20 protein-coding genes are annotated in these 24,437 nt (G+C 52.9%); 9 read left to right on the top strand and 11 right to left on the bottom strand.

Annotated elements, in window-relative coordinates; genetic code table 11:
• Positions 1–73: 73 nt before the first annotated feature.
• Positions 74–1,060, bottom strand: a complete 987-nt coding sequence (gene epmB / locus IVG45_RS11590; protein ID WP_196434004.1) for an EF-P beta-lysylation protein EpmB — start codon at positions 1,058–1,060, stop codon at positions 74–76.
• 74 nt (positions 1,061–1,134) lie between these two features.
• Between epmB and efp the strand changes: the two genes are divergently transcribed.
• The 5 genes from efp to IVG45_RS11565 all read left to right on the top strand — a co-directional run bounded on the left by efp (position 1,135) and on the right by IVG45_RS11565 (position 8,664).
• The gene (efp, locus tag IVG45_RS11585) at positions 1,135–1,704 is read left to right on the top strand and encodes an elongation factor P (protein ID WP_196434003.1); all 570 of its coding nucleotides are present in this window, start codon (positions 1,135–1,137) and stop codon (positions 1,702–1,704) included.
• A complete protein-coding gene (gene epmA, locus IVG45_RS11580) occupies positions 1,704–2,684 on the top strand; it encodes an EF-P lysine aminoacylase EpmA (RefSeq protein ID WP_196434002.1) in 981 nt (326 codons plus the stop codon). Before efp ends, epmA begins: the two co-directional genes overlap by 1 nt.
• Before the next feature lie 144 nt (positions 2,685–2,828).
• Entirely contained in the window at positions 2,829–3,758 is a 930-nt protein-coding gene (locus tag IVG45_RS11575; protein WP_196434001.1) for a ZIP family metal transporter, read from the top strand.
• A 99-nt stretch (positions 3,759–3,857) separates the two neighbouring features.
• A complete protein-coding gene (locus tag IVG45_RS11570) occupies positions 3,858–4,514 on the top strand; it encodes a TMEM165/GDT1 family protein (protein ID WP_196434000.1) in 657 nt (218 codons plus the stop codon).
• A 34-nt stretch (positions 4,515–4,548) separates the two neighbouring features.
• The gene (locus tag IVG45_RS11565; RefSeq protein ID WP_196433999.1) at positions 4,549–8,664 is read left to right on the top strand and encodes an EAL domain-containing protein; all 4,116 of its coding nucleotides are present in this window, start codon (positions 4,549–4,551) and stop codon (positions 8,662–8,664) included.
• A 65-nt stretch (positions 8,665–8,729) separates the two neighbouring features.
• On the opposite strand, the gene rnd is transcribed toward IVG45_RS11565, so the two are convergent.
• Positions 8,730–9,887: a ribonuclease D gene (gene rnd / locus IVG45_RS11560; protein ID WP_196433998.1), complete on the bottom strand. Its 1,158-nt coding sequence runs from the start codon at positions 9,885–9,887 to the stop codon at positions 8,730–8,732.
• Between the two features lie 204 nt (positions 9,888–10,091).
• Here rnd and IVG45_RS11555 point away from each other — a divergent pair, with 204 nt between their 5' ends.
• Complete coding sequence (locus tag IVG45_RS11555; RefSeq protein ID WP_196433997.1) at positions 10,092–12,431, top strand: TonB-dependent receptor; 2,340 nt, start codon at positions 10,092–10,094, stop codon at positions 12,429–12,431.
• Positions 12,432–12,538: 107 nt separating this feature from the next.
• Here IVG45_RS11555 and IVG45_RS11550 read toward each other — a convergent pair whose 3' ends face one another.
• From IVG45_RS11550 to lptD, 3 genes are read right to left on the bottom strand one after another with little or no spacing between them, the layout of a single operon-like run.
• Positions 12,539–13,048: a DbpA RNA binding domain-containing protein gene (locus IVG45_RS11550; protein WP_196433996.1), complete on the bottom strand. Its 510-nt coding sequence runs from the start codon at positions 13,046–13,048 to the stop codon at positions 12,539–12,541.
• A 15-nt stretch (positions 13,049–13,063) separates the two neighbouring features.
• Positions 13,064–14,347 carry a peptidylprolyl isomerase gene (locus IVG45_RS11545; RefSeq protein ID WP_196438001.1) on the bottom strand — a complete coding sequence of 428 codons (1,284 nt, stop codon included), beginning with the start codon at positions 14,345–14,347 and terminating at the stop codon, positions 13,064–13,066.
• Between the two features lie 10 nt (positions 14,348–14,357).
• Positions 14,358–17,165: an LPS-assembly protein LptD gene (gene lptD / locus IVG45_RS11540; protein WP_230874552.1), complete on the bottom strand. Its 2,808-nt coding sequence runs from the start codon at positions 17,163–17,165 to the stop codon at positions 14,358–14,360.
• A gap of 136 nt (positions 17,166–17,301) precedes the next feature.
• On the opposite strand from lptD, the gene IVG45_RS11535 reads away from it, so the two are divergent.
• The 3 genes from IVG45_RS11535 (at position 17,302) to IVG45_RS11525 (ending at position 19,993) form a co-directional block, all read left to right on the top strand.
• Positions 17,302–18,303 (top strand): aminoglycoside phosphotransferase family protein, encoded by a 1,002-nt coding sequence (locus IVG45_RS11535; protein ID WP_196433994.1) that lies wholly within the window; start codon positions 17,302–17,304, stop codon positions 18,301–18,303.
• Entirely contained in the window at positions 18,300–18,968 is a 669-nt protein-coding gene (gene murU / locus IVG45_RS11530; protein WP_196433993.1) for an N-acetylmuramate alpha-1-phosphate uridylyltransferase MurU, read from the top strand. Before IVG45_RS11535 ends, murU begins: the two co-directional genes overlap by 4 nt.
• Positions 18,969–19,036: 68 nt before the next feature.
• Positions 19,037–19,993, top strand: coding sequence for a hypothetical protein (locus IVG45_RS11525; RefSeq protein WP_196433992.1), 957 nt, complete (start codon positions 19,037–19,039; stop codon positions 19,991–19,993).
• A gap of 72 nt (positions 19,994–20,065) precedes the next feature.
• Here IVG45_RS11525 and truD read toward each other — a convergent pair whose 3' ends face one another.
• The 6 genes from truD to eno all read right to left on the bottom strand — a co-directional run bounded on the left by truD (position 20,066) and on the right by eno (position 24,415).
• Entirely contained in the window at positions 20,066–21,097 is a 1,032-nt protein-coding gene (truD, locus tag IVG45_RS11520) for a tRNA pseudouridine(13) synthase TruD (RefSeq protein WP_196433991.1), read from the bottom strand.
• 3 nt (positions 21,098–21,100) lie between these two features.
• Positions 21,101–21,574: a 2-C-methyl-D-erythritol 2,4-cyclodiphosphate synthase gene (gene ispF, locus IVG45_RS11515; protein WP_196433990.1), complete on the bottom strand. Its 474-nt coding sequence runs from the start codon at positions 21,572–21,574 to the stop codon at positions 21,101–21,103.
• On the bottom strand, positions 21,571–22,278 hold the full coding sequence (gene ispD, locus IVG45_RS11510) for a 2-C-methyl-D-erythritol 4-phosphate cytidylyltransferase (RefSeq protein WP_196433989.1): 708 nt from the start codon (positions 22,276–22,278) through the stop codon (positions 21,571–21,573). The genes ispF and ispD overlap by 4 nt, the downstream gene beginning before the upstream one ends.
• 48 nt (positions 22,279–22,326) lie before the next feature.
• Complete coding sequence (locus IVG45_RS11505; RefSeq protein ID WP_196433988.1) at positions 22,327–22,719, bottom strand: hypothetical protein; 393 nt, start codon at positions 22,717–22,719, stop codon at positions 22,327–22,329.
• Between the two features lie 18 nt (positions 22,720–22,737).
• Complete coding sequence (locus IVG45_RS11500) at positions 22,738–22,932, bottom strand: septum formation initiator family protein (RefSeq protein ID WP_330165355.1); 195 nt, start codon at positions 22,930–22,932, stop codon at positions 22,738–22,740.
• Positions 22,933–23,131: 199 nt separating this feature from the next.
• Positions 23,132–24,415, bottom strand: coding sequence for a phosphopyruvate hydratase (gene eno / locus IVG45_RS11495; RefSeq protein ID WP_196437999.1), 1,284 nt, complete (start codon positions 24,413–24,415; stop codon positions 23,132–23,134).
• Positions 24,416–24,437 lie beyond the last annotated feature (22 nt).

The raw sequence follows: 24,437 nt of genomic DNA, 5'->3' as shown, positions 1-24,437 counted from the left end.
GGAAAATAGGTGGCGGCTGCTTAAATCTTAAACCGCGCAAGCTTGTAGAACAATGTCGGCGCGAATGGCGCCGTCAGATCAGAGGGATTTTATAGGCGGCGCCGGCCTGTTCCTTGACCAGCTTCGGCACCAGGTAGCCCGGTAAATGGGCTTGCAAACTCTGAATCAGCTGTTTGGCTTGTTGTTCGGAGACTTCGAAATGTCCGACTCCGGCGGCACGATCCAGGCAATGCAGATAATAAGGCAGGATGCCTAAGCTAAACAGCTTTTCGCTGAGTTGATAGAGGGTGTTGCTGTCGTCGTTGATATTTTTCAGTAATACGCTTTGGTTCAGCAATGTCACGCCTTGTGTTATCAAACGCCGACAAGCCGTGCCGACGGTAGGGCTTAATTCGTTGCCATGATTGGCGTGCAACACCATAACGATACGCTGAGGCAGATTGGCCAGGGTTTTCAGTAGTTGCGGCGTGATCCGAGCCGGCAGCACCACCGGGATTCGGCTGTGGATGCGGATACGGCGCACATGGCCGATGCCGGCCAACTGATGCAGCAGGGCGCTTATTTTGTCGTCGTTCAGCAGTAACGGATCGCCGCCGCTGAGGATGACTTCATTGATTTCGCTTCGGGCCGCGATATAGTCCAGTGCCCGATCCACTTTTTGGGTCGACAATTGTAGATCGGCATAGGGAAAGTGGCGGCGAAAGCAATAACGGCAATGCACCGCGCAAGCGCCGGTTGCGATCAGCAATACCCGTCCGTGATATTTGTGTATCACGCCGGCTTCGGCAATCGCATTCAAGTCGCCGACCGGATCGTGGCTGAATCCGGGATAGTGCAGGAGTTCGTCCCGCAAGGGCAGTACCTGCCTCAACAACGGGTCGGCGGGATTGCCTTTTTCCATGCAATCGACAAATCCGCGCGGTACCCGTAGCGGAAAGGCTTTAAAGTTGGGCAATAGCGGCAGGCTGGATGGGGCTATCCCTAGATGCTCGCATAAGGCATTCACGCTGGAAAAAGCCTCGGCAAGTTGTTGTTGCCAGACGGCGGTTGCGGTATTCAATGGCGCTCCGGTTTCCGAATAAAATCCTTATCCATTATAATCCTCCAACTTATTGTTTGTTTCACGAGGAAAAAATGGCGATTTATAGCACCAACGAATTTAAGGGCGGTTTGAAAATTATGCTGGATAACGACCCTTGTTCGATTATCGAGAACGAGTTTGTCAAGCCCGGCAAGGGGCAGGCCTTTAACCGGGTCAAGATCCGTAACCTGAAAACCGGACGCGTGATCGAGCGTACCTTTAAATCCGGCGATACCGTCGAGGGTGCCGATGTCGTCGATAAGGACATGCAATATCTTTATAACGACGGTGAATTCTGGCATTTCATGGTGCCGGATACCTTCGAGCAATATCAGGCCGATAAAAATGCCGTTGGCGAAACCATCAAATGGCTGAAAGAGCAGGACATGTGTATCCTGACCTTGTGGAACGATTCGCCTTTGTCGGTTACCCCGCCTAACTTCGTCGAATTGAGCATCACCGAAACCGATCCCGGCCTTAAAGGCGATACTTCCGGTGGCGGTGGTAAACCCGCGACCTTGGAAACCGGCGCCGTGGTGCGGGTGCCGTTGTTCGTACAAATCGGTGAAATGATCCGGGTCGACACCCGCACCGGCGAATACGTTTCCCGCGTCAAGGAATAGTGACCGGGCATTGGCAACCGGTCGCTAACCTGCTGCAACTGCGCCAACGCGCGCGGTTGCTGGCGGCGATCCGGCAATTTTTTGCGGTGCGCGATGTGCTGGAAGTGGAAACGCCGCTGTTGTGCCGAGCCACGGGCACCGATCCCAATCTGGATTTTTTTTCCAGCCGATTTCATTGCTCCCCACAGCCTATAACCTATTATCTGCAAACCTCGCCCGAGTTTGCGATGAAACGCTTGCTGGCTGCGGGCTGCGGCAGCATTTATCAAATCTGCAAAGCGTTTCGCAACGGCGAAGCCGGCCGCTTTCATAATCCGGAATTCACGATACTGGAATGGTATCGGGTTGGCTTTGATTTGCAGGCACTGATGGATGAAGTCGCCGAATTGCTGTTGGCGTTGCTGCTGCCTGTCATGCCGCGGTTGTCGGTGATGCGGGTCGGTTACCAGCAATTGTTTAGCGAAATGACCGGACTGGACCCGTTAATTTTTTCCCGTGGCGAATACCGGCAATTCGCCGCCGACCTCGGCTACCCCGAAGCCGATAGCTTGTGCGGCGACGATCATGCGTTATGGCTGGATTTTTTATTCAGCCACTGCGTGCAAAACGCGATGCCCAGTGATGCGGTTTGCCTGGTGCACGGCTACCCGGCGATTCAGTCTTCGTTGGCGCGGATTGACCCGAACGACCGGCGGCTGTCCGAGCGTTTTGAGGTTTTCATAAACGGCATGGAACTCGGCAACGGTTTTTTTGAGCTGGCGGATGTCGCCGAGCAGGAAGCGCGCTTCGAGCGCGAAATCGCCCATCGCCAGGCTCGCGGCCTAGCCGCCGTGGAAAAAGATCAATGGTTTTTGCAAGCTTTGCAAGCCGGATTGCCGGATTGTAGCGGAGTGGCTATCGGCCTGGATCGTGTGTTGATGATTGCCGGCGGCTGCGACAATATCGAGCAGGTATTGGCGTTTCCTTTCGGTAGAGCTTGATTATTGGTGGGCTCCGTCCGTCTTCGAGGAGGAGCCGCATTGGTTGTATACGGCGAAAGGTCCCGGCCAACAACAAATCGCCTGCCTTTTATGTGGGCTTCAGTATAATCGCGACTTGCACTGTCAACATTCACGGGGAATCTCATGTTCAATATCCAAACCTTTTTTGAAACTCAGTATCTGCGGCTGCAGGCTCATCCTCAATATCTCAAACTAATGACTCTGCCGACCCTGCAACGCTGGGGTGTGATTGCCGGGATATTTTTGTTGAGTCAAATCGTGGTGTTTGGCAGTCTGTACATTATTTTTGATGAAATAGTGGTGGTGGGTTTTCTGGCCAGTATTCTGGCGGGTTTGGCTACCGGGGTTGGCGCTTTGCCTGCCTTGTTTTTAAAGGATATTTCTCCGCGCTTATTTAACAGTCTACTGGGCGCGGCTGCCGGTGTGATGTTGGCGGCCACCGCCTTTTCGCTGTTGGTGCCGGGCATGGAGTATGGACAACAAATCTGGCCCGGCAAAGGTTTGTTGATCGTATCCGCCGGCATGATGCTGGGCGCATTGTTTTTGCATTTCGCCGACGAAAAATTGCCGCATCTGCATTTCGATGCGGTGGCCGATGAGAGTCTGGATTCCTTGCAAAAGATTTCGCTGTTCATTATCGCGATCACTATCCATAACTTCCCGGAAGGCATGTCGGTCGGCGTTAGCTTCGGTTCCGGCGATATGAATAACGGCCTGGTGTTGTCGATTGCGATTGCCCTGCAAAACTTGCCGGAAGGTCTGGCGGTGGCTTTGCCGCTGGTCGGATTGGGCTACAACAAATGGAAGGCGGTGGCAATTGCCACCTTGACCGGGCTGGTCGAACCGGTGGGCGGCTTACTGGGGATTACCATGGTGACGATTTTTTCTTCGGTATTACCGATTGCAATGGGCTTTGCCGCCGGCGCCATGCTGTTTGTGATCAGCGAGGAAATTATCCCGGAAACCCATTCCAAGGGCCGCTCCCGCATCGCCACCTTTTCGTTGATGGTGGGTTTTATCATTATGATGATGCTGGACAAAATGTTGGGCTGATACCTAAATAAAAGGCGAGAGCTGGAAGCCGGAAAACAGCCACTTTTACCTTAAGCCCTTGGACTTATTTCTCTTTCGCCTTTCGATCGCTTATTGCCCATGGACGCACTGACTCAATTTATTGCCAATTTGCATGACATCAACCTCTCCCAACTTACCGCGACCTCGGTCACCAGCTTTGCACTGATTGCCGCGGCGGAAATAGGCGATAAAAGCCAGTTGGTCTGCATGACGCTGGCTTCCCGGCATCGGCCGGCGCCGGTGATTTGGGGGGCGATTGCCGCATTTGCGTTGTTGAATACGCTGGCAGTGGTATTTGGCGCGGCCATTGCCAATTGGTTGCCGGCTTATCTGGTGGCGGCCACGGTGGCGGTGTTGTTCGCCGGTTTCGGCCTGCATGCATTGTTGAATCATCAGGATGACGATGAAGAGGGCGATGTGGTCGAAAAAAGCGGGCATGGGATTTTTTTTACCACGTTTTTTTTGATTACCGTGGCCGAATTTGGCGACAAGACCCAACTGGCGGTGGTGGCATTCAGCAGTACCGCGCAACCCGTGGCGGTCTGGCTGGGTTCCACGCTAGCGTTGACCTTTACCTCGGGATTGGGCGTGTTGGCCGGCCGCACGTTGTTGCAACGCATCCCTTTAGCCCTGTTGCATAAAGTCAGTGGCCTAATTTTTTTGGTTTTGGCGGCCGTGGCGGCTTACAAAACCTACCAGAGCTTGCTTGCAGCAGGGTTGCTGCCGGTGTTTTAGCGGATATTTCCGGATTTTCGCACAGGAGTCTTGAATGAGATTTCCCGGTTATCGGTGGCAAGCGCTGTTGGCTATGCTGGGGTTGGCCGGGGTTTATGCCATGCTGGCCAAGATTGTACTTAGCCAGTTTTCCGAGATCGGTAACGTCACCTTGGTCTGGTTCTCCGGCGGACTGGGCTTGGCGATATTGTTGATAAAGGGTATGCATTATTGGCCAGGCATTTTTATCGGTGCCTTTGCCGCCGGCTTGATAGTGGATGATGCCTTCTGGATGTCGTTTTTTATTGCCGCCGGCAATACGTTGGAGTCGGTGGCGGCAGCCTGGTGTTTGAGTCGTAGCGTCCGGTTTTCGATAACGTTGAATCGGCCCGGACATTTCATTCGTTTGACCATGGTCGCCGCCTGCTGCTCGCTAATCAGCGCGGTTTTCGGACCTTGGGCAATTTGGTCGGGTGGGCTGATTCCAATGTCGGCGATGCCTCTGACGGTTTTGCATTGGTGGATGGCCGATGTGTTCGGTATCGTCTCCACCACCCCGGTGATATTGATTTGGCGGCGCTGGCCGAAAGAGTGGTTTCAAGGGCGGCGTTGGCCGGAGGCTCTATTGTTTATCGGCTTCTGTCTGCTGATAGGACAGATGGTGTTTCTCGATGCGTTTCGGCATTGGCTGGAAAATATTTCGCGCGGCTACTGGTTGTATTTATGCATGTTTTGGGGGGCATTGCGTTTCGGACGACATGGCGTGATGCTGGTATCCGCTATCGTGGTCGTGATGGGTTTGTTCGGGGCGGCACATCATGTCGGTCTATTCGCTCGGGACTTTCAGCAATCGGGTATGCTGAATTTCTGGTTTTACACGGCGATTTTGTCCTGCACCGGCACGGTTCTGGTTTTAACGCTGCATAGCAATTTTCACAATGCACGGATTTTGCAAGTTAGCCGGCATCGGCTGCAAGCTATTATCGACGCATCGCCGATACCTTATGCGCTGAATGATGATGGGCGGAATATTACCCTATTGAATCCGGCATTTATAAAAATATTCGGATACACCTTGGACGATATTCCAACTCTGGCGGCTTGGTGGCCCAAAGCCTACCCTGATCCTGAATATCGGCGCTGGGTTATCAAGACCTGGCAACAGCGTTTGCAAGAAGCCAGACAAGCCAATACCCCGTTTCAGCCGTTTGAAGTCAATATCCGTTGTAAGAACGGCGAAACCCGCACGGCTTTAGTGGCGGCGGCAGCCTTGGGCGAGACCTTTGCCAATGTGCATTTGGTCACCCTGCAAGATATTACCGTGCTGAAACAATCCAGCCTGGCTCTGGCCGAATCGAATCAATTGTTGCAAACCATACTGGAAACCCTGCCAATCCGGGTGTTCTGGAAAGACAGGCAGTCGCGATATTTGGGGGCTAACCGGATATTTGCCCAGGACGCGGGTTTGGATTCGGTCGATGCCTTGCTGGGTAAGAACGATTATCAGCTGGGTTGGTGGGAGCAGGCCTCGGCTTATCAGGCCGATGATAAAAAAGTGATGGAAACGGGTCAGAGCCGCTTGAATTATGAAGAGCCGCAAACGACACCGGCGGGTGAGCAAATCTGGTTACGCACTTCCAAACTCCCCTTGCGTAACCTGGAACAGCAAATCATCGGGGTTTTAGGGATTTACGAAGATATTAGCTTGCGCAAGCGGATCGAGGATCAGTTGCTATGGCGCACCACGTTTTTGGAAACCCTGTTGGAGTCTTCGCCGGATGGGATTCTGGCCGTGGATAGCGCCGGTAAAAAAATGCTGCAGAACCAGCGTGTCTGCGATTTATGGGGTATCCCACCCGAGATAGCCGAAGATCCGGACGATAATGTACAGATAGAGTTCGTTAAGAACAAACTTAAAAACCCCGAACAGTTTGTACAAAAAGTGGCCGCGCTGTATGCCAATCCCGAGCTGACCATACATGACCAAATCGAATTGCTGAACGGGGTGATTCTGGAGCGCTATTCGTCGCCGGTGCGCGATCGGTTGGGCCACTATTACGGCCGGATCTGGCACTTTAGCGATGTGACCCAAATGCACCGGGCTCAACGGGCCTTGCAGCAACAAGAATATTATCAACGCTCATTGCTGGACAACTTTCCGTTTTTGGTCTGGCTGAAGGATAGAGAATGCCGTTATTTGGCGGTGAACCGGGCCTTTGCCGAGAAGCTTAAGACCAGCATTTCGGACATTATCGGCAAAACCGACTACGATCTGTTTCCGGCCGATTTGGCCGCGAGTTATTGCGACAACGATCTGGCCGTGGTGGCGAGCAGGCGGCAAATCAATGTCGAGGAGCAACTGGACGAAAGCGGCCGGCGCATCTGGGTTGAAACTTACAAGGCCCCCTTGGTTGATGATGGCGGCCAGGTGTTGGGTACCGTCGGCTTTGCCCGCGATATTACTCAACGCAAGGAAACGGAAGAGGCATTGAAGCTGGCGGCGCTGGTATTTGAAAATAGCAGCGAGGCCATGGTGGTGACCGATGCCGATAACAAAATACTGAATGTGAATGCCGCTTTTATCGAGATGACCGGTTATAGCCGGGAAGATGTGCTGGGTAAAGATCCTAAAATTCTCGGTTCGGGCGAACATGACCATGCTTTTTATCAAGCGATGTGGCAGTCGGTCAACCAGACCGGCCGTTGGCACGGCGAAATCATAAATCGCCGGAAAAATGGCGAATTGTATGTCGAAGAGCTGGTCATCAATACCATTTACGATCAGGAGGACAGGCCGCAACGGCGGGTGGCATTGTTTTTCGATATTACACAGCGCAAGCAATCGGAAGAGCAAATTTGGCAACAAGCTAATTTCGACCCGTTAACCGGATTGCCTAATCGGCGCATGCTGCGCGAGCGTTTGCAGCAGGAAATTAAAAAAGCTCACCGCATGCGGCAGCGCTTTGGTCTGTTATTCATCGATCTGGACCGATTCAAGGAAGTCAACGATAGCCTGGGTCATGAAATTGGCGATGTATTGCTGGTGGAAGCCGCGCGGCGTTTGGTGGCCTGTGTGCGCGAATCGGATACGGTGGCCCGTCTGGGGGGCGATGAGTTCACCATTATTTTGTGCGAACTCGACGCTATTCACAATCCCGAGCGGGTGGCCAAGGATTTGATGCAACGGCTGAACGAACCGTTCTGCCTGGGCGACGAGCGGATTTATTTGTCGGCTAGCATCGGTATCACGTTGTATCCCGACGATAGCCGGGATCTGAGTCAATTGCTCAGAAATGCCGATCAGGCCATGTATGCCGCTAAAAGTCAGGGCAGAAACCGCTATAGTTTTTTCACTCTGACCATGCAGGAAGCCACCAATGCACGCGCGGCCATGCTGAATAATTTGCGCGAGGCCTTGCAGAATGGAGAGTTTAAATTGGTTTACCAGCCAATTGTGGACATGGCCAGCGGGTCGGTCATTAAAGCGGAAGCATTGTTGCGTTGGTGCCATCCCGTGCGCGGCTTGGTGGGACCGGCCGAGTTCGTGCCGTTGGCCGAAGAGTCCGGTCTGATTCACGAAATAGGTGATTGGGTGTTTCATGCCGCCATTGAGCAGGCAGCCAGATGGCGCGAACGCCTGCATCCCGACTTTCAAATCAGCATCAACAAATCGCCACGGCAATTTCAGGATTCCAGGTACAGCCCCCATGACTGGATCGAAACCATGCGGCAAATAGGCCTGCCGGGGCATGCGGTGGTGGTGGAGATTACCGAAGGCTTACTGCTGGAAGTCAGTAGCAAAACCACCGAGCATTTGTTGGTGTTCCGCGATGCCGGTATTCAGGTGGCGATAGATGATTTTGGTACCGGCTATTCTTCGTTGTCTTATTTGAAAAAATTTGACATCGATTTTTTAAAAATCGATCAGTCCTTCGTGCGTAATCTCAGTGCCGATTCCAGCGATTTTGTGCTGTGCGAAGCGATCATCGTGATGGCGCACAAATTGGGTCTGAAGGTGATTGCCGAAGGGGTGGAAACCGAGCTGCAACGCGATTTACTGGCATCAATAGGCTGCGACTTCGGCCAGGGTTATTGGTTTGCCAAGCCGGTTTCGGCGGAGGAATTCGAAACCCGTTTCGCTGGACATGATGGATGCCATCCGGTTGGTTAACATTGCCGGATGGCCGAGCGGAGCCGAAGCCGGTTATGCGGCTTCGGCTCGGTTTAGAAGGATTGTTACTGATGGGTAACCGGACTAATCACCACCGTATCCGGTGTCAGGCTCAGGCTATATTCACCCTTGAGCAAGCCCTGCAACTCCTTGCCGGCCATTTTGAAACGCCAGCCATGCAGCAGGGGATTGTCTTCCTCGCCAAACAATAATTGTTCCAGTTCCTTGCGGGTCGCCAGGATCACCGGGTTCAGGGAGTTTTCCTCGGCGCGGATGCGCACTACGGCGCTCAGCACATCCATGATGGCTTCATGTTGCTGGGTTTTCTTGGTCGGACGCTCCTTTTCGTTCAACGGCTTGGGCGGGCGCTGGCGGGCGGCGTCTATCAGTTCGCACAAAACCTTGCCATAGCGGTTGACGCTACGTTCGTTGATGTTTCTGATTTTGGCCAGATCGGTCAGGGTAACCGGTTGCAGTTTGGCCAGTTCCAGCAGCATGTCGTCGGGGAACAGCCAGTTACGCGGTTTGTTCTCGGTTTGAGCGGTCTGTTCGCGCCATTCGCTCAAGGCTTGCAGAATCGATAGTTGCCGGCCGGTTAGCTTGTTTTTACCGCGGATTTTCAGCCAGGCGTTTTCCGGCGACAGTTGGTAAAGTTCGGAGTTATTTAACAACGCGAAGTCGCTGTCCAGCCAGTTCAAGCGTCCCAGTTTTTCCAGCTGTTCGCACATCATCGTGTAGATTTTGCACAAATAAATTACGTCGTCGGCGGCGTATTCGATTTGATCCTCGCTCAGCGGGCGGGCCGACCAGTCGGTGCGGGTGTGGGCCTTGTTCAAGTTGATGTTCAAAAAGCTTGAGACCAGCATCGCGTAACCGGGGTTTTCCTGAAAGCCAAGCAGCGGTGCCGCGATTTGCGTGTCGAAAATCGGGCCGGGAATCCGGCCGGTGATCTGGTAAAAGATCTCCAGATCCTGGCGGCAGGAATGCAACACCTTGACGATGTTGGGGTTGTAGATGGATTCCAATAATGGTGATAGGTCGGTTATTGCCAACGGATCTATGCAAGCCACCCAACCGGGAGCGGCAATTTGTAGCAGACAGAATTTAGGGTAGTAGGTCTTTTCGCGTAAAAATTCGGTATCCAGCGCAATCCAGGGCTCTTGATTGATTTGTTCGCACAATTGGGGCAGTTGTTCGGGACGGTTGATGTATTGAATAGTCATGTTGCCTGAATGGGAAAGAAGGGCGTTTTTTGATGTTTTAATCGATTATTTTACTCTGCTAGTGATGTTGGCGTCGGGTAAATATTTTGGAGAGCCGCGCCGGTGGGGAATGGGAAAATTTCCTTTTTTTCGTTGGCGGATGGCGAGACTTGGGTGCGACATTTAATATGGGGGTTTTGTCGTTTAAACAAGTAAGGTATGGATATGAAGAAAGTTGCCCTAGGCCTACTGCCTTGGTTTGCAATGTTGCCCTTGGCCGAGGCGATTGCCGAGCAAGTTGCCGGCGACACCGAGGCTTTGGATAGTGTCGAGGTGGTTGCGGTGTCGCCGTTGCAATTTGGCGGCGTGGATGCCAATAAAATTCCGGCCAATGTTCAAACGGTTTCCGCCCATGAGTTGCAAGAAGCGCAGGCGCTGTCGTTGGCGGATTACATGAATCGTTATTTGGGCAGCGTCAATGTCAACGATGCCCAGAACAACCCGTTGCAGCCGGATGTGCAATACCGCGGCTTCAGCGCGTCGCCCTTGATGGGCTTGCCGCAAGGTCTGGCCGTGTATGTCAACGGCATACGTTTCAACGAGCCGTTCGGCGACATGATCAATTGGGATTTGATTCCGCAAGGCGCCATCGACAATATGGCTTTGCAGCCTGCTTCCAACCCGGCATTCGGTTTGAACGCCTTGGGCGGATCGATCAGCGTCAATACCAAGACCGGTTTTTCGGCGCCCAAGCATCAGTTGGAAGTGCAGGGCGGTTCCTGGGATCGGCATTCCGAGGAGATCAGTAGCGGCTGGAACAACGGCACCTGGGGCTATTTCCTGGATTTCAATAACTTCTCGGAGGCCGGCTGGCGTGATCATTCTCGTAGCGAAGCCAAGCGCGGTTTCGGTACCTTGAGCTGGCGCGGGGTCAAGTCCAGTCTGGATTTGAGCATCGCCGGCAGCGACAATACCTTGCGCGGCAATGGCGCCCTGCCGCAGGAAATGCTGGCTTTTGGCCGCGACCAAGTGTTTACCCATCCCGACATCACTCGTAATCGGATGATGCTGGTGTCTCTGGACGGCGATACCTGGCTGAACGACCATAACCAGTTGTCAGGCACGATGTATTACCGTAGGAACAAGATCGGTACCTTTAACGGCGATGGTAGCGAATTTGGGGCCTGTTTGGATGAAGGGGGCGGTGAAAATACTTTCTTGTGCCAAGAAACCGATGGCGAGCTTGCCGATGAAGGTTTATTCGATCTGGAGGGAAACAATATCGCCAATGACCCTTCGCTTGTTGGCGGCACCATTAATACCAGCAGCACTTTGCAGCAGTCATTCGGATTCGCGTTGCAGGATGCTTTCGATCACAAAGTTTTCGGCCGCGACAACCATTTAGTCGGTGGCGCCAGCTTCGATTACGGTAATGCCAATTATCAAGCCGACACCGAATTAGGTGCCTTGACCAGCGATCGCGGCGTGGCAGGTGGTGGGGTGGTGTTGCAGGATGCGCATGTGCGCTTGACCACCGAAACCGATCATTACGGCCTGTTTCTGACCGATACCTACTCGCTGACCGACAAGCTGGATGTCACCGTCGCCGGCCGTTATAACCAGAGCCATATCAAATTGAGAGATCATTACGGAACCGATTTGAACGGCACGCATTCCTTCGATCGTTTCAATCCGGCGGCCGGCCTGACTTACGCCTTCATGCCGGAACTGACTTTCTACGGCAATTACAGCGAATCATCAAGGGTGCCGACTCCGATGGAGCTGAGTTGCGCCAATCCGGATGATCCTTGCCGATTGCCAAACGCCTTCGTGTCCGATCCGCCGTTGAAGCAAGTAGTGGCCAATACCTTCGAAACCGGTTTGCGAGGCCGGCTGAAAGATTTGATGGACGGCCACATGGACTGGAATTTGGGCTTGTTTCGCGCCATCAACAATAACGACATCATTTTCAAGAGTACCGGCGGCGTCGGCAGCAATGTCGGTTATTTTGACAACGTCGGTTCCACCTTGCGCCAGGGCGTGGAATTGGATTTATCGGGCAATTTTTATCAGCGCTGGCGTTGGTCGACGCATTACACTTTCATCGATGCCAGCTTTGAAACGCCATTTCTGGGCAGTAGCCCGAATAATCCCATGGCGGATGCCGATGGCAACATTCAGGTGCATGCCGGCGATAAGATTCCGGGGATTCCGGCCCACCAGTTCAAGTTCAGCACTGATTACGACATCATTCCGGAATGGACCTTGGGTTTCGATATGAACTACAACAGCTCGCAATATTTGCGTGGCGACGAAGCCAATTTGACCGACAAGTTGCCGGCCTTCGTGGTGTTCAACTTGCGTAGCGAATATCGCTTTAATCAACATGTGGCCTTGTTCGGCCGGGTCAACAATCTGTTCGACCGCGAATACGCCAACTTCGGTACCTGGGGCAATACCGGAGACGTGCTGGATGACCTGGGGTTGCCGGGCGACCAGCAAAGCCGCTTTGTCGGCGTCGGCGCGCCAAGAGCCGCGTGGATAGGTGTGCGTCTGACGATGTAGGTCGGCGTTATTGTTGAGGCCGTTTTGCAATGGATTGCGGCGGCCGCTTTTATCGCTCAAAGCTAGGACGGGTATGGCCCAAGCCATCGAACTCATGCCGGAGTCGATCAATAGCTGGTTTTGATTTCCCGAAATTTTCGGCGGTTGGGTTTGACCCGTTTGATATTCAGTTTGTGGTCGCCCACTGTCGCTTCACTCAACAGTTGAAAAATATCGGCCGGCATGCCGTCCGGAAGATCGATCAAGGTGTAGGTGTCGCGCATGTCGACACGGGCTATGCGCTTCCGGTCGACGCCCGATTCCTCGATCAGTACGGCTAGCAGTTGTTCTTGATCGATCCGATGGCTGGTACCCACGTCCAGGCGGTAGCGGACATTGCGACAGTTTGGTGATTGAATCGGCTGAGCTTGGACTTTCGGCTCTTCCTGTTCGCGATGATTGCGGAATAAATGGGGCTGGCCGATGCAGAGCAGAGCGGCGGCGCAATCAACGGTATCGATTGCCAACTCGCTACTCAGTTGTTGGATAACCGCTCGGTGTGCGTCAAGATCCTGCTGCTTCAGAACCTGTTGCAGACGCTTCTTAAGCTTGTCCAGCTTACGGGGGTGAACATGCATCTGCCGTGTTTCCTGTTACAGTCTGTCCTGTTCGATTTCCACATAGGCCTCGTCGCGCAAGCGGCGTAGCCATAATTCGGTTTCCTCTTCGATCTTGCGCTTGCGAATCTCGTCCCGGACTCGGTCTTTTTTGAATTGATCGCTGTTGTCCTGATCTTGCCGGCCCAGCACTTGAATGATGTGCCAACCGAATTGGGTTTGAATAGGCGCGCTGATTTCGTTGATGCCGAGTTTGTTCATCGCTTCCTCAAACGGAGGTACCAGTGCGCCGGGGGCGACCCAGTCCAGTGAGCCTCCGTTGATGGCCGAGCCTTTGTCGTCGGAATGAGCGCGGGCCAAGGTGGCGAAATCGTCGCCATCGCGTATGCGTTCGTTCAGGGCCAGCAAACGTTTTTGCGCTTCCGCGTCGTCGACCAATTCGTTGGTCTTGATCAAAATGTGCCTTACCTTGGTTTTTGTGACGATATGCTGGGCGGAACCTTCGGTTTCCAACATTTTGATGATATGAAAGCCGCTGGGGCTGCGGATGGGATCGGATACATCGCCCTGGGCCATGGTGGTTACCGTGTCGGTAAACAAGGTCGGAATCTGGCCGATGCCGCGCCAGCCCAGGTCGCCGCCCTTCAAGGCATTGTCGTCGTTGGAAACGCTAACCGCCGTTTCCTTGAAATCCTTGCCGCTACGTAGGTCGGCGACGATTTGTTCGGCTTTATCCTTGGCTTTTTGAATCGCGCCGGCCGATGCACCTTCCGAAACCGAAATCAGGATATGCCCCAAATGGTATTGCGTATTGCCAGTGCCGGCCTTGCTTTGAGTTTCCAGATAGTGCGCCACTTCCGCATCGGTGACCTTGATGCGCGCGCCGATTTCCCGGCCCCTGAGCTGGTTGATGATGATTTCGTTACGCAGGTTTTCTTCAAAGGCCTTGTAATCCATGCCCTGGCTGACCAGCTCCCGCTTGAACTCCTCCACCGACATGTTGTTACGTCCGGCGATTTCACCCACTGAATTGCGCAGCGTTTCGTCGCTAACCTGGATGCCGGATCGGGCCGCCAGTTGCCGTTGCAGTTTGTCGATCACCATCCGCTCCAGCACCTGTTTTCTTAATACATACTCGGGTGGAATCGCGACGTTATTGCTACGCAGTTTATTAACGATCGCGGCTGCTTCATTATTCAATTCACGTTCCAAAATCACGTCGTCCTCGACCACCGCCACGATTCTGTCCAGGGTTTGAGCTTGGGCTTGGCCGAAAATAGCAATGGCTAATAGCCATCCGGCAAGAATAGGTTTAATCATCATGGCGGGCTTAATCTTCAAAATAATCGGCGGGGCGATAGCCATTCAGGTTTTCCTTCAGGAATTGATCGACGCTGTCGCCGAAGCTGGTCAGGCCTTTTAATTCCAGTTGCACGAACACTGCATTTTCCGGCTTGGCATCAGGCGATAGGATATTAGTGTTATTGGCACCGTTGATATAGCGACGACCAATTACACGCAAACGCCAGCAGCAGGTTTCTTTTTCGAAGCCGATAAAGCTTTCGGTGGTTGCGCTGAAATTAAATGAATATTGCCAGCGTCCCAATCCATACCAACCGGCGGCTAATGGCCAGCGGAAAGACACGTCGGATTGCGAAATGTCGGTCGTTGTTCCTTGGAAAATATCATTGGGGTTATAGTTGCGCCAGCGATAACCGACGTCGAAAATCTGGTCCGGTTGATTACGGTATTTCAGAATTGCCTGGGTTCTGGCAAAACCGTTTGTTATCGGATCCCATTGTGCGCCAGTACTATACGACAGGTGTTTGGTTATTTGGCCGCTTACTTCGCCGACAAAATTAGATGTTCTGCTGTTTTCAACCGCACGGTTATCGTTTAAATAATCCAAATCGACGGTTCTATCTTGAAAATAGATAATTTGACCCAGGCTGACTTTCAGCGGTTCCAGGCCTGTTTTTGCATCGATAAATCGTGAGGTTCCGGCTAGTGTAATCTGGTTGGCATCCTGAATCCGGTCATAGCCGCTGAAGCGGTTTTCGCGGAATAGACTGTAAAAATTGGTGTCGTAGGCCGCTGTGTCGAAAATCGGGATATCGCTTTGATCCTTGCGCGGGATGTATAGATAAAAAGCTCGCGGCTCCAGCGTGTGGGTATAGCCCGAACCGCCGATATTGATGTCTTTTTCGAACATCATGCCGCTGTCCACCGAGAAAATCGGTAGGGTGCGGCTAACACTACTGTCCTGGTTAGGTACTGTCAGATTACTCAATTGATACTGGGTATATTGAGCGGTAATTTTAGGGATGAAAAAACCGGCGCTGGCCTCCAACGGCAAACTTACCGATGGGGCCAGGTTAAACCTTTGACCATTGACCAATTCGCTGTGGTAGAAATGACTGAACTGGTTATACATCGCCAGATTCACAGGCAGGTGTTCAAAGTTGTGGCCCAGGGTTAAGTCAGCCCTGGGCAGAATGTCATAGGGCATACCAGCTTTTGGAATAGTTTTGTCCACCGACTGGTAATGGTTTATACCGGTTGACATACCAACGCCGGGTATCCCACCGTAATACAGATACGCGGTACTGGGTAGGAAACTGTTGGTTTGGAAGCCCAGCGCGTTGTTCATGTCGTTGAAATACTCCTTGTCGGACACATAATTCAGGTCAACGATTGAGCTTAAGCCCGGTGCATAATTTCTATTGTCTTTAAAGGTCGCCGAATAGCGGCTTTTGTCTTTCAATTGGTCGTAAGGCAAAAACTCCGTACCCAGACTGCCATTCGACGATTCGGTCAAATAGCGGAATTTATTGCGCAGCATGCCACCGCGATTGGCCATGTAACGTGGGGTGATAATGTCGTCGTAGTTGGGGGCGATGTTCCAGTAAAACGGCGCGGTAACATCGAAGCCGTTACGCTGGGTGTTTCCGAATGCGGGCGCCAACAAACCGCTGGTACGGCGGTTGTCGACCGGAAACGAGATGTAAGGCGTGTAAAGGAATGGTACTCCCTTGAATTCCAGCCAGGCGTGTTTGGCCGAGCCCAGGCCCGATTCGCGGTTGATTTTGACTCGCGAGGCATGGGCGATCCAGTCTTGATTGCCCGGAGGGCAGCTGGTGAAAGTGGCTTGGTGATAGCGGGACAGGCTTTTGCTGTCGCGATACATCACATCGGCCGTGCCGCGCAGTGGAGCTTCAGCGGCGATGAACTGGGCTTTCCTCAAGCGCGCCTCGTCTTTTCCTAAACTCAGCGAGGCCGTGTCGCTGGATAATGCCAGGGTGTCCTCGCTGTAAATGACGTTGCCTTGCGCGTCCATGGTGTCGGCGACGGTATCGTAACTGGCTTTATCCGCCAGCATATGTTGGTCGGCGCGGGTTAAATCGACATTGCCGGCAAAGTTAAGAATTTCACCCTCGTATATTTCGGAAAAATCGGCCGTGACATCGGTGTTGGCGCTGTCGCGAACTTCACTAGGAGTGGCTTTGATTGGGCGTTTTTTGGCTGACCAGGTCGAGCAGTTTTGCCAGGGGTCCTGGTCGAATTCGCCGCGCAACACTTGAAAGGTTCGTTCCTGTTGAGAGTTGAAGGTGGGGGTAAGCCAGGTCGAGCTTTGTTCGGCTTCCGCCGCGACTTGGGCTTCACCCTTGGGGTCTCGTCCCACCAGATTGCAATTCCAGTTGGCTTTTTCATCGCCTGATTGGCAACTCCAGCCCGGAGTCTTCGCCGCTTTTGCCGTTTTTGCGGCGGGCTCGCTACGTGGAGGGATTTTTTCGACCACCGCTTGCTGATTCTCGGCGATCCGGGCTCTGAGTTTTTGCGGGGCCGGCTGCTCTGGTGCGGCAACTTTCTGTGAGCCGGGTTGTTCCGCCGTCTGAATAGACGGTTCCTGGCGAGGTGCTTGCTCCGGCGTTGGCGCAGAGCGGGCCGTTGCCGCGGCAGCAGGTTCGCCAGCCACCGGAGGCTTGGTTTGCCGAGCCGTTTCCGGTGTTTGAGGGGCGATAACTTTCGGCTGAGCTGCTTCCTGACTGGGTTGGCCTTGATTCAAACAGGTCCATTCGCCATTCTTGCCTTGCTCACAATTCCACGCGGCGTTATTGGCGGCGCTGGCGACTTCCATAAAGGATAACAATGCTAAATAAACTGTATAAAACCTAAGATTCATATCGAGGTTGGCGGCTAAATTAACTTAGCGGAATGGAAATCGAATAAAATGCTCAGCCATTTTACCTTAGGTTACTGCCTGTTTATACATAATGTGTTACACCAATTCAGATCATCGAGCAAAAGCGCTTGTCGAATGGCTGACCGGCGACCTCGGTCTTCAGCTTACAACCATCCAGCCAGCCTCTTCCGATGCCAGTTTCAGGCGCTATTTTCGCGTGACGCATGCCGGAGGTTGTCATGTCGTGATGGACGCACCGCCCGACAAGGAAACCACCTTGCCGTTCATCCGAATTGCGGCATTGTTTGCTGCCGCTGGCGTACATGTGCCCGCCATTCATCAACAAAATGTCGAACAAGGCTTTTTATTGCTGGAGGATTTGGGTTCGATCTGCGTTTTGGATGACTTGCAAGCCGACACGGCCGATAGCCATTATCAAAACGCACTGGATAGCCTGTTCAAGCTACAAAGCAATATCGACATTCAGCATTGTCGCTTGCCGGTTTACGATCGGGCCTTATTGGCTCGCGAATTGGGCATATTTTACCAATGGTTTCTGGAGAAATTGTTGGCGATCATGCTACCGACAGTTATCAGGCAAAGCCTTGATGAGTTTTTGATCGATTCGGCCTTGCAACAGCCACGGGTTTGCGTGCATCGGGATTTTCATTCCCGTAATCTGATGTTGCCGGATACCGATGCGCCGGGAGTTATCGACTTTCAGGATGCGGTGATTGGCCCGATTAGCTACGATCTGGTGTCTTTATTGCGTGATTGCTATATTCGGTGGCCGGAATCGCGGGTCGAACAGTGGCTGGCGCACTATTATCGACGGCTGGTTCAAGCCGAGATGGTAGCGGTTGATTTTGCTCAGTTCAAGCGCTGGTTTGATCTGATGGGCTTACAGCGGCATTTGAAGGCGGTTGGTATCTTTTCCAGATTGCACTTGCGCGATAATAAATCCGGCTATCTGGCGGATATTCCTCGCACCATGGGCTATATCGTCGATGTTTGCCGGCTATATCCGGAACTGGATGCTTTTACCAACTTTCTACAACTACAGGTACTGCCTGTCTATCAAGCACGACTATGAAAGCCATGATACTGGCCGCCGGACGCGGCGAACGCATGCGTCCGTTGACGGATTTTACCCCCAAACCATTATTGAAAGTGGCCGGCAAGGCCTTGATCGAATACAGCATCGAAAATTTGGCCGAAGCAGGTTATCGCGACATCGTCATCAATCTGGCCTATCTTGGCCGGCAAATCAGAGACCATTGCGGCGACGGCCGCCGCTGGAAGGTATCGATACAGTATTCCGACGAAGGCGAAGTGGCGCTGGAGACGGCCGGCGGCATCGCCAAGGCCTTGCCGTTGCTGGGCGATGAGCCGTTCCTGGTGGTCAATGCCGATATCATCTTCGATTACCCCTTGGCTGATTTACGCGACAAAACCATCGATTTGGCGCATTTGCTGTTGATCGATAATCCGCCGCATCATCCGCTTGGAGACTTCTGTTTGCGTCCCAACGGCCTTTTGTCCGAACAAGGCGGCACTAAACTGACCTTTAGCGGCATTGGAGTCTATCGTCCGGCCTTGTTCAAAACCGTGTCGGCCGAACAACCCTTGAAATTGCGCCCGGTGCTTGAACAAGCCATGCAACAAGGAAAAGTCAGCGGCGAAAAATTTGCCGGATTATGGGTGGATATTGGTACGCCGCAGCGCCTGCGAGAATTGGACGCGATGGCGATCGGTTGACACTGGGCCCGGATTTTCATGGCTGGTTGCGGTATGCTAACGTGTCTTATTTATTAGCCGGATTCGTCATGAAGCTCATCACTCCCCTTTCTCTCGCTTTCGCATTATTTTCAGCCGGCGTTTCAATCCAGACCGCCCAGGCGGCAAACACACCGGCCGATCAGGATAAATTGCGAATGCATACCAGCTTGCCCAAGAAAGCCGGCGAGTCCTTGTTTTCCTACACGGCGGAGTGGCGGCAAGATGAAGGTAAGTTGTACCACTCGACCGGCATGAGTTTCTTGGATGCCAATAAAATGGATGAGTCGGCTTCCGCCGCCAAAATCACCAAAAAACTGGTGACTTCGATGAAAGACGGCATGATTCAACTGGACCCGAATTGGCGCGGCCTTGTCATTGACCAGCCGCAAGAGCTAGCGGAATTGATCCTAAGCAACAAGGCCGGATATGCATTAACGTCGGTTGTGGTTAGGGATTACACCAACCAGGCCTTGAGTTTCGATCTGGTCGACAAAAGCTTTAATGCGGCGGGAGTACAACTGGCTATCGATTTGGTGCTGGCGGCCGACGTGGAATACTTGGACAAGTTCTCCGGCCAAAAACCTAAAACCGCCTCTCAGGGTGAGATCGAAATCAGGTTGGATCAGCAAAAGCCGATTCAAATTAAAACCGACGGCAAAACCACCCGTGAACTGGAAGCGGAAATCGCCCGGCAGTTGAGCCAAGCCCAATTAAGCGAAAATAGCTTGGTCGTGAGTCAGGCCGGCAAGGATACCCGGAATATCAAACCTTTCGATGGTTCGGAACTGCAATTGTTAAATCTGGCGGAAAAATCCGTCGCGATTGACATTAGCGACCCAAGCGTGGGCGTGTTGGTCAAATTTAAATTTAAGGCAGCAAACCAGTCGGCTCAAGCCATGGAATCCCGATCTATGCTCGTTGTATTGGCATTAATCGCTTTGGGTGCCATGGTTTATTTTTGGCGTAGAAAGGCAAAACAAACTGAGCAAAACTCTGGTGCGTGAGTGGACGTTGGTCGTCTCGGAGTGGAGCCGGATGCAATGCAGTGGCTTGTTTGATAGTCATAAGGGTAAAGCCTAAACCGATGATGTTTGGACAATTTCCCGCAGCAGGGCGGTGGCATAGCTGCCGGCGGGTAAGCCGAATGACAGGCGTAAATTTTCGTCGGGCTCGAATTGCCAGGCCAGGTTTTCCGGAATGATCCGTAAGGCGCGGCGGTCGGCTTCCAGATCGGCTTTCAGCAGACCATCCGCCAACTCCGGGTAAGCTTCAATAATTTGTCGTTCCAACGCCAGCATTGTAGTTGTAACGCCGCTATCGCCCTTGCCCCATAGTGCGCCGGTGGCATGTATGTCTCCGGACTCCAGACGGTCGAGCAAGGCTTGATCGATGGCTTCCGCATGGAAATAGCTGTTGGTTTTGTTCAGCTTGAACACATCGCCCGGCAGCACTTTATTCCAGGTTTGCGCTTTTACCCGTTCGGCCAAGATCAGATTGAACAGATAAGAACGCACCGCCGACAGATAAATCGACCGCTGTTCGCGCTTGACCTTACCGCCTTGAAACATTGCCAAGGCTTTCTCGATATTGCGGCCTTGATGGCCGAAACGCTGTTCGCCGAAGTAATTGGGAAAGCCGTGTTGTTGGATTTGTTGGAGCTGTTGTTCGGCAACATCGCGGTCGCCCTGCCAATTGCGGATCGTTAACGTGAAGCGGTTGCCGGCCAGCACGCCGCGCTTGAGTTTGCGAGCGTGCCTGACCGATTGCAGAATCTTCAGATGGTCGGATTCTATGCCACTCCAATCGATATCTTGCTTGCCGGGCAGCCAGACGCTGAACCATTGCCGGGTGCGGCCGTGCCTGTCCTTCATACCTGCATAGCTGACGTCGCGCTGGCGGACACCGGCATGGCGAGCTAGCAGGCGGGCGACGTATTCGGTGTTTTCGCCGACCTTTTCGATATGCAGAAATACGTGCTCGCCGCTGCCTTCCGGCGCGAACGACAGGAATTCCTCGACGATGAAATCGTTAGGGAAGGTCTTGATGTCACCGTGGCCGGTCGGGCCGCCGTAGGCGTAGGGCCAGATTGGCAAGCTAAAATCCGTCACTGATTATTTCTCTATCAACACCACCGCCTGCACGGCGATGCCTTCCTTGCGGCCTTCGAAGCCGAGTTTCTCGGTGGTGGTGGCTTTGACGTTGATGAAATCGACGTCGACCTTTAAATCGGCGGCGATATTGGCGCGCATGGCCGGTACATGCGGCAGCATTTTCGGTGCTTGGGCGATGATGGTGACGTCGGCGTTGATTAGTTTATAGCCTTTTTCCTGAACGATTTTATAGACGTGGCGCAACAGCACTCGGCTGTCGGCGCCCTTGAATTCGGGATCGGTATCCGGGAAGTGCTTGCCGATGTCGCCCAGCGCTGCCGCGCCCAGGATGGCATCGGCCAATGCATGCAGCACCACGTCGCCGTCGGAATGGGCTTCCAGGCCTTTTTCGTAGGGGATGGTCACCCCGCCTAGAATGATGTGGTCGCCGTCGTTGAAACGGTGGACGTCGTAACCTTGGCCGACTCGAATCATGCATGTTGCTCCATATAGAATTGCGCCAGCGCCAGATCTTCGGGCCGGGTGATTTTGATGTTGTCCGGGCGGCCTTCGACGATCTTAGGCTTGTAGCCCAGCAGTTCCAATGCACTGGCTTCGTCGGTCACGGCCGGATTGCCTTCGGTTTGTTGCAGCGCATCGCGCAGCATGCCGTATTTGAACATTTGCGGCGTCAGCGCCCGCCAGATGTGTTTGCGGTCGATCGTTGCGGTGATGGTGTTGCCGTCGACGTGTTTCAGGGTGTCGTGCGATGACAGGGCCAGAATGCCGCCAACTGTGTCGTTTTTTAAGGTGTCGATCTGCAGATGGATGTCGGATACAGTCAGGCAGGGGCGGGCGGCATCGTGTACCAGCACCCAGTCGTTTTCGGCCGCTTTGCCCTGTAAGGCTTTCAGGGCTGAAAGCACCGAATCGGCGCGCTCCTTGCCGCCAGGGGCGGTGATCACATCGGGATGGTTGGAAACTTCCAACTCCGGCCAGTACGGATCTTCGACGGAAATTGCCACGGCCACGGCCTGAAAGGCGCCGGACTGAAGCAGGCGCGCCAGTGTGTGTTCGATGACGGTTTTGCCGGCCAGCGGCAAATATTGTTTGGGGCGGTCGGCTTGCATGCGTTTGCCGACGCCGGCTGCCGGGACTACTGCCCAGCATTGAGTTGATTTTCTACTTAACTCATTCATTAGAAGTACGAACTTTAGATTTTATTGTTATCTATGTTGCATGCACTTTTAGCATGCCATAAATCTCGATTCGGCAGAGATATTCGATATTGTCCCGTCAGCAGAAACATTTGCCAAAATATGAAGAGTTGTTGATACACAAACAGTTGCAGCAAGACCTATCGAGCAATCAATTAATCCAGTTGTACGGTTTTCACAGTGTCCGTCTAGCTTTTCAACAAATGATCGAACGTTTTCAAAATCGGAACCAATTGGGAAATGGGTAGTTATTGCGGATAAGAGTATTTTGTCGCGTAGAGCGTCATCTTTTGTATCAAAAAGAATTGCTTCGGCTACGTTGCTTTTGTGATCGAAACTAATCATAAATATCCCAGCTACTACAGCCAACATCAGACAGGCTGGGATCACCAATAATAACCAAAGCTTGTTAAATTTCTTCAAGCGAAATATCTCAATTGGCTACTCAAGCACTTGAAAAAAAGTTTCGTTTTCCTTGATCATGCCCAGCTCGTAACGGGCGCGCTCTTCGATGGTTTCCAGGCCGCGGCGTAAATCCAGTACCTCGGCATACAGCGCATCATTGCGCTCTTTTTTTTCCTGTACTTCTTTGTTTAATTCGTCCAATCGTTCATGATATTGGCTGATTTGTGACACGCTGGCATCTCCAAACCACAACCGGTACTGGAAGTGAATAATCAGAGCAATGATGATGGCAATCAGCGATTTAATGGCGGTTTCTCGATTTGCAAATTGTCGATGTTGGGTCGAATACCCAACAGGCAGGAAATTCGACCCTACAAAAACGCGATGGCTGAATTGGCGCCGAAACGCCAATCCAGCCGAGTTTTTATAATTAACCCAGCATTTTGAACGCGCTACGGCCGGCGTATCTGGCTTTTGCGCCCAACTCGTCTTCGATTTTCATCAGACGGTTGTATTTGGCGACACGGTCGGAACGGCTCAATGAACCGGTCTTGATTTGGCCGGTGCCGGTAGCAACCACTAGATCTGCAATGGTGGTGTCTTCGGTTTCGCCGGAACGGTGTGAAACTACCGCGCTGTAACCGGCCGCTCTCGCCATGCTGATCGCTTCCAATGTTTCGGTCAGAGTGCCGATTTGGTTGACTTTGATCAGGATAGAGTTAGCAATGCCTTTTTCGATGCCTTCTTTCAGGATCGCTGGATTGGTCACGAACAAATCGTCGCCGACCAATTGAATGCGGCCACCCAACTTTTCGGTGTGATATTTCCAGCCGGCCCAGTCGTTTTGGTCCAGACCGTCTTCGATCGAGATGATGGGATATTTGTCGACCCAGTTGACGAAGAAGTCGGTCATTTCTTCGGAGTTGAAGCTACGGTTTTCCGCCGACAACACATATTTGCCGTCTTTGTAGTATTCGGAACTAGCCGCGTCCATGCCCAAATAGATGTCTTGACCGGCTTTGTAACCGGCTTTTTCGATCGCTTCCAGGATCACTTCGATGGCTTCTTCGTTGGAAGACAGGTTAGGCGCGAAACCGCCTTCGTCGCCGACGGTGGTTGCCAGGCCCTTGGATTTCAGAACTTTAGCCAGGTTGTGGAACACTTCCGCGCCGTAACGGATCGCTTCGCGGAAAGTCGGCGCGCCGACCGGCAGGATCATGAATTCCTGCAAGTCGACGCTGTTGTCGGCGTGCGAACCGCCGTTGATGATGTTCATCATCGGCACCGGCAACACGAATTCGCCGCTGGTGTTCATAAATTGATACAGCGGTTTGCCGGCTTCTTGAGCGGCGGCGCGGGCGGCGGCCATCGATACACCGAGAATGGCGTTGGCGCCCAGCTTGCTTTTCGCGTTGGTGCCGTCCAGGTCGATCATTTTTTGATCCAGTTCGGCTTGCTTGCTGGCGTCCATACCAATCACGGCTTCACGCAATGCGGTGTTGACATTATTGACCGCGGTCAATACGCCCTTGCCCAGGTAGCGGGATTTGTCGCCGTCGCGCAATTCGATGGCTTCGCGTTCACCGGTGGATGCGCCCGACGGCACCATGGCAGTGCCGACAACGCCGGAATCCAAATAGACTTCAGCTTCGACGCTAGGGTTGCCGCGTGAATCCAGAATTTCTCTAGCTTTTACATCAACGATTCTCATGATCTTCAAATGCTCCGTGGATTGA

The sequence above is a fragment of the Methylomonas sp. LL1 genome, from assembly GCF_015711015.1.
In the GTDB taxonomy this organism is placed as follows: domain Bacteria; phylum Pseudomonadota; class Gammaproteobacteria; order Methylococcales; family Methylomonadaceae; genus Methylomonas.
Note: the sequence above shows the minus strand (reverse complement) of the source record. Positions and strands in the feature narration are given on the sequence as shown.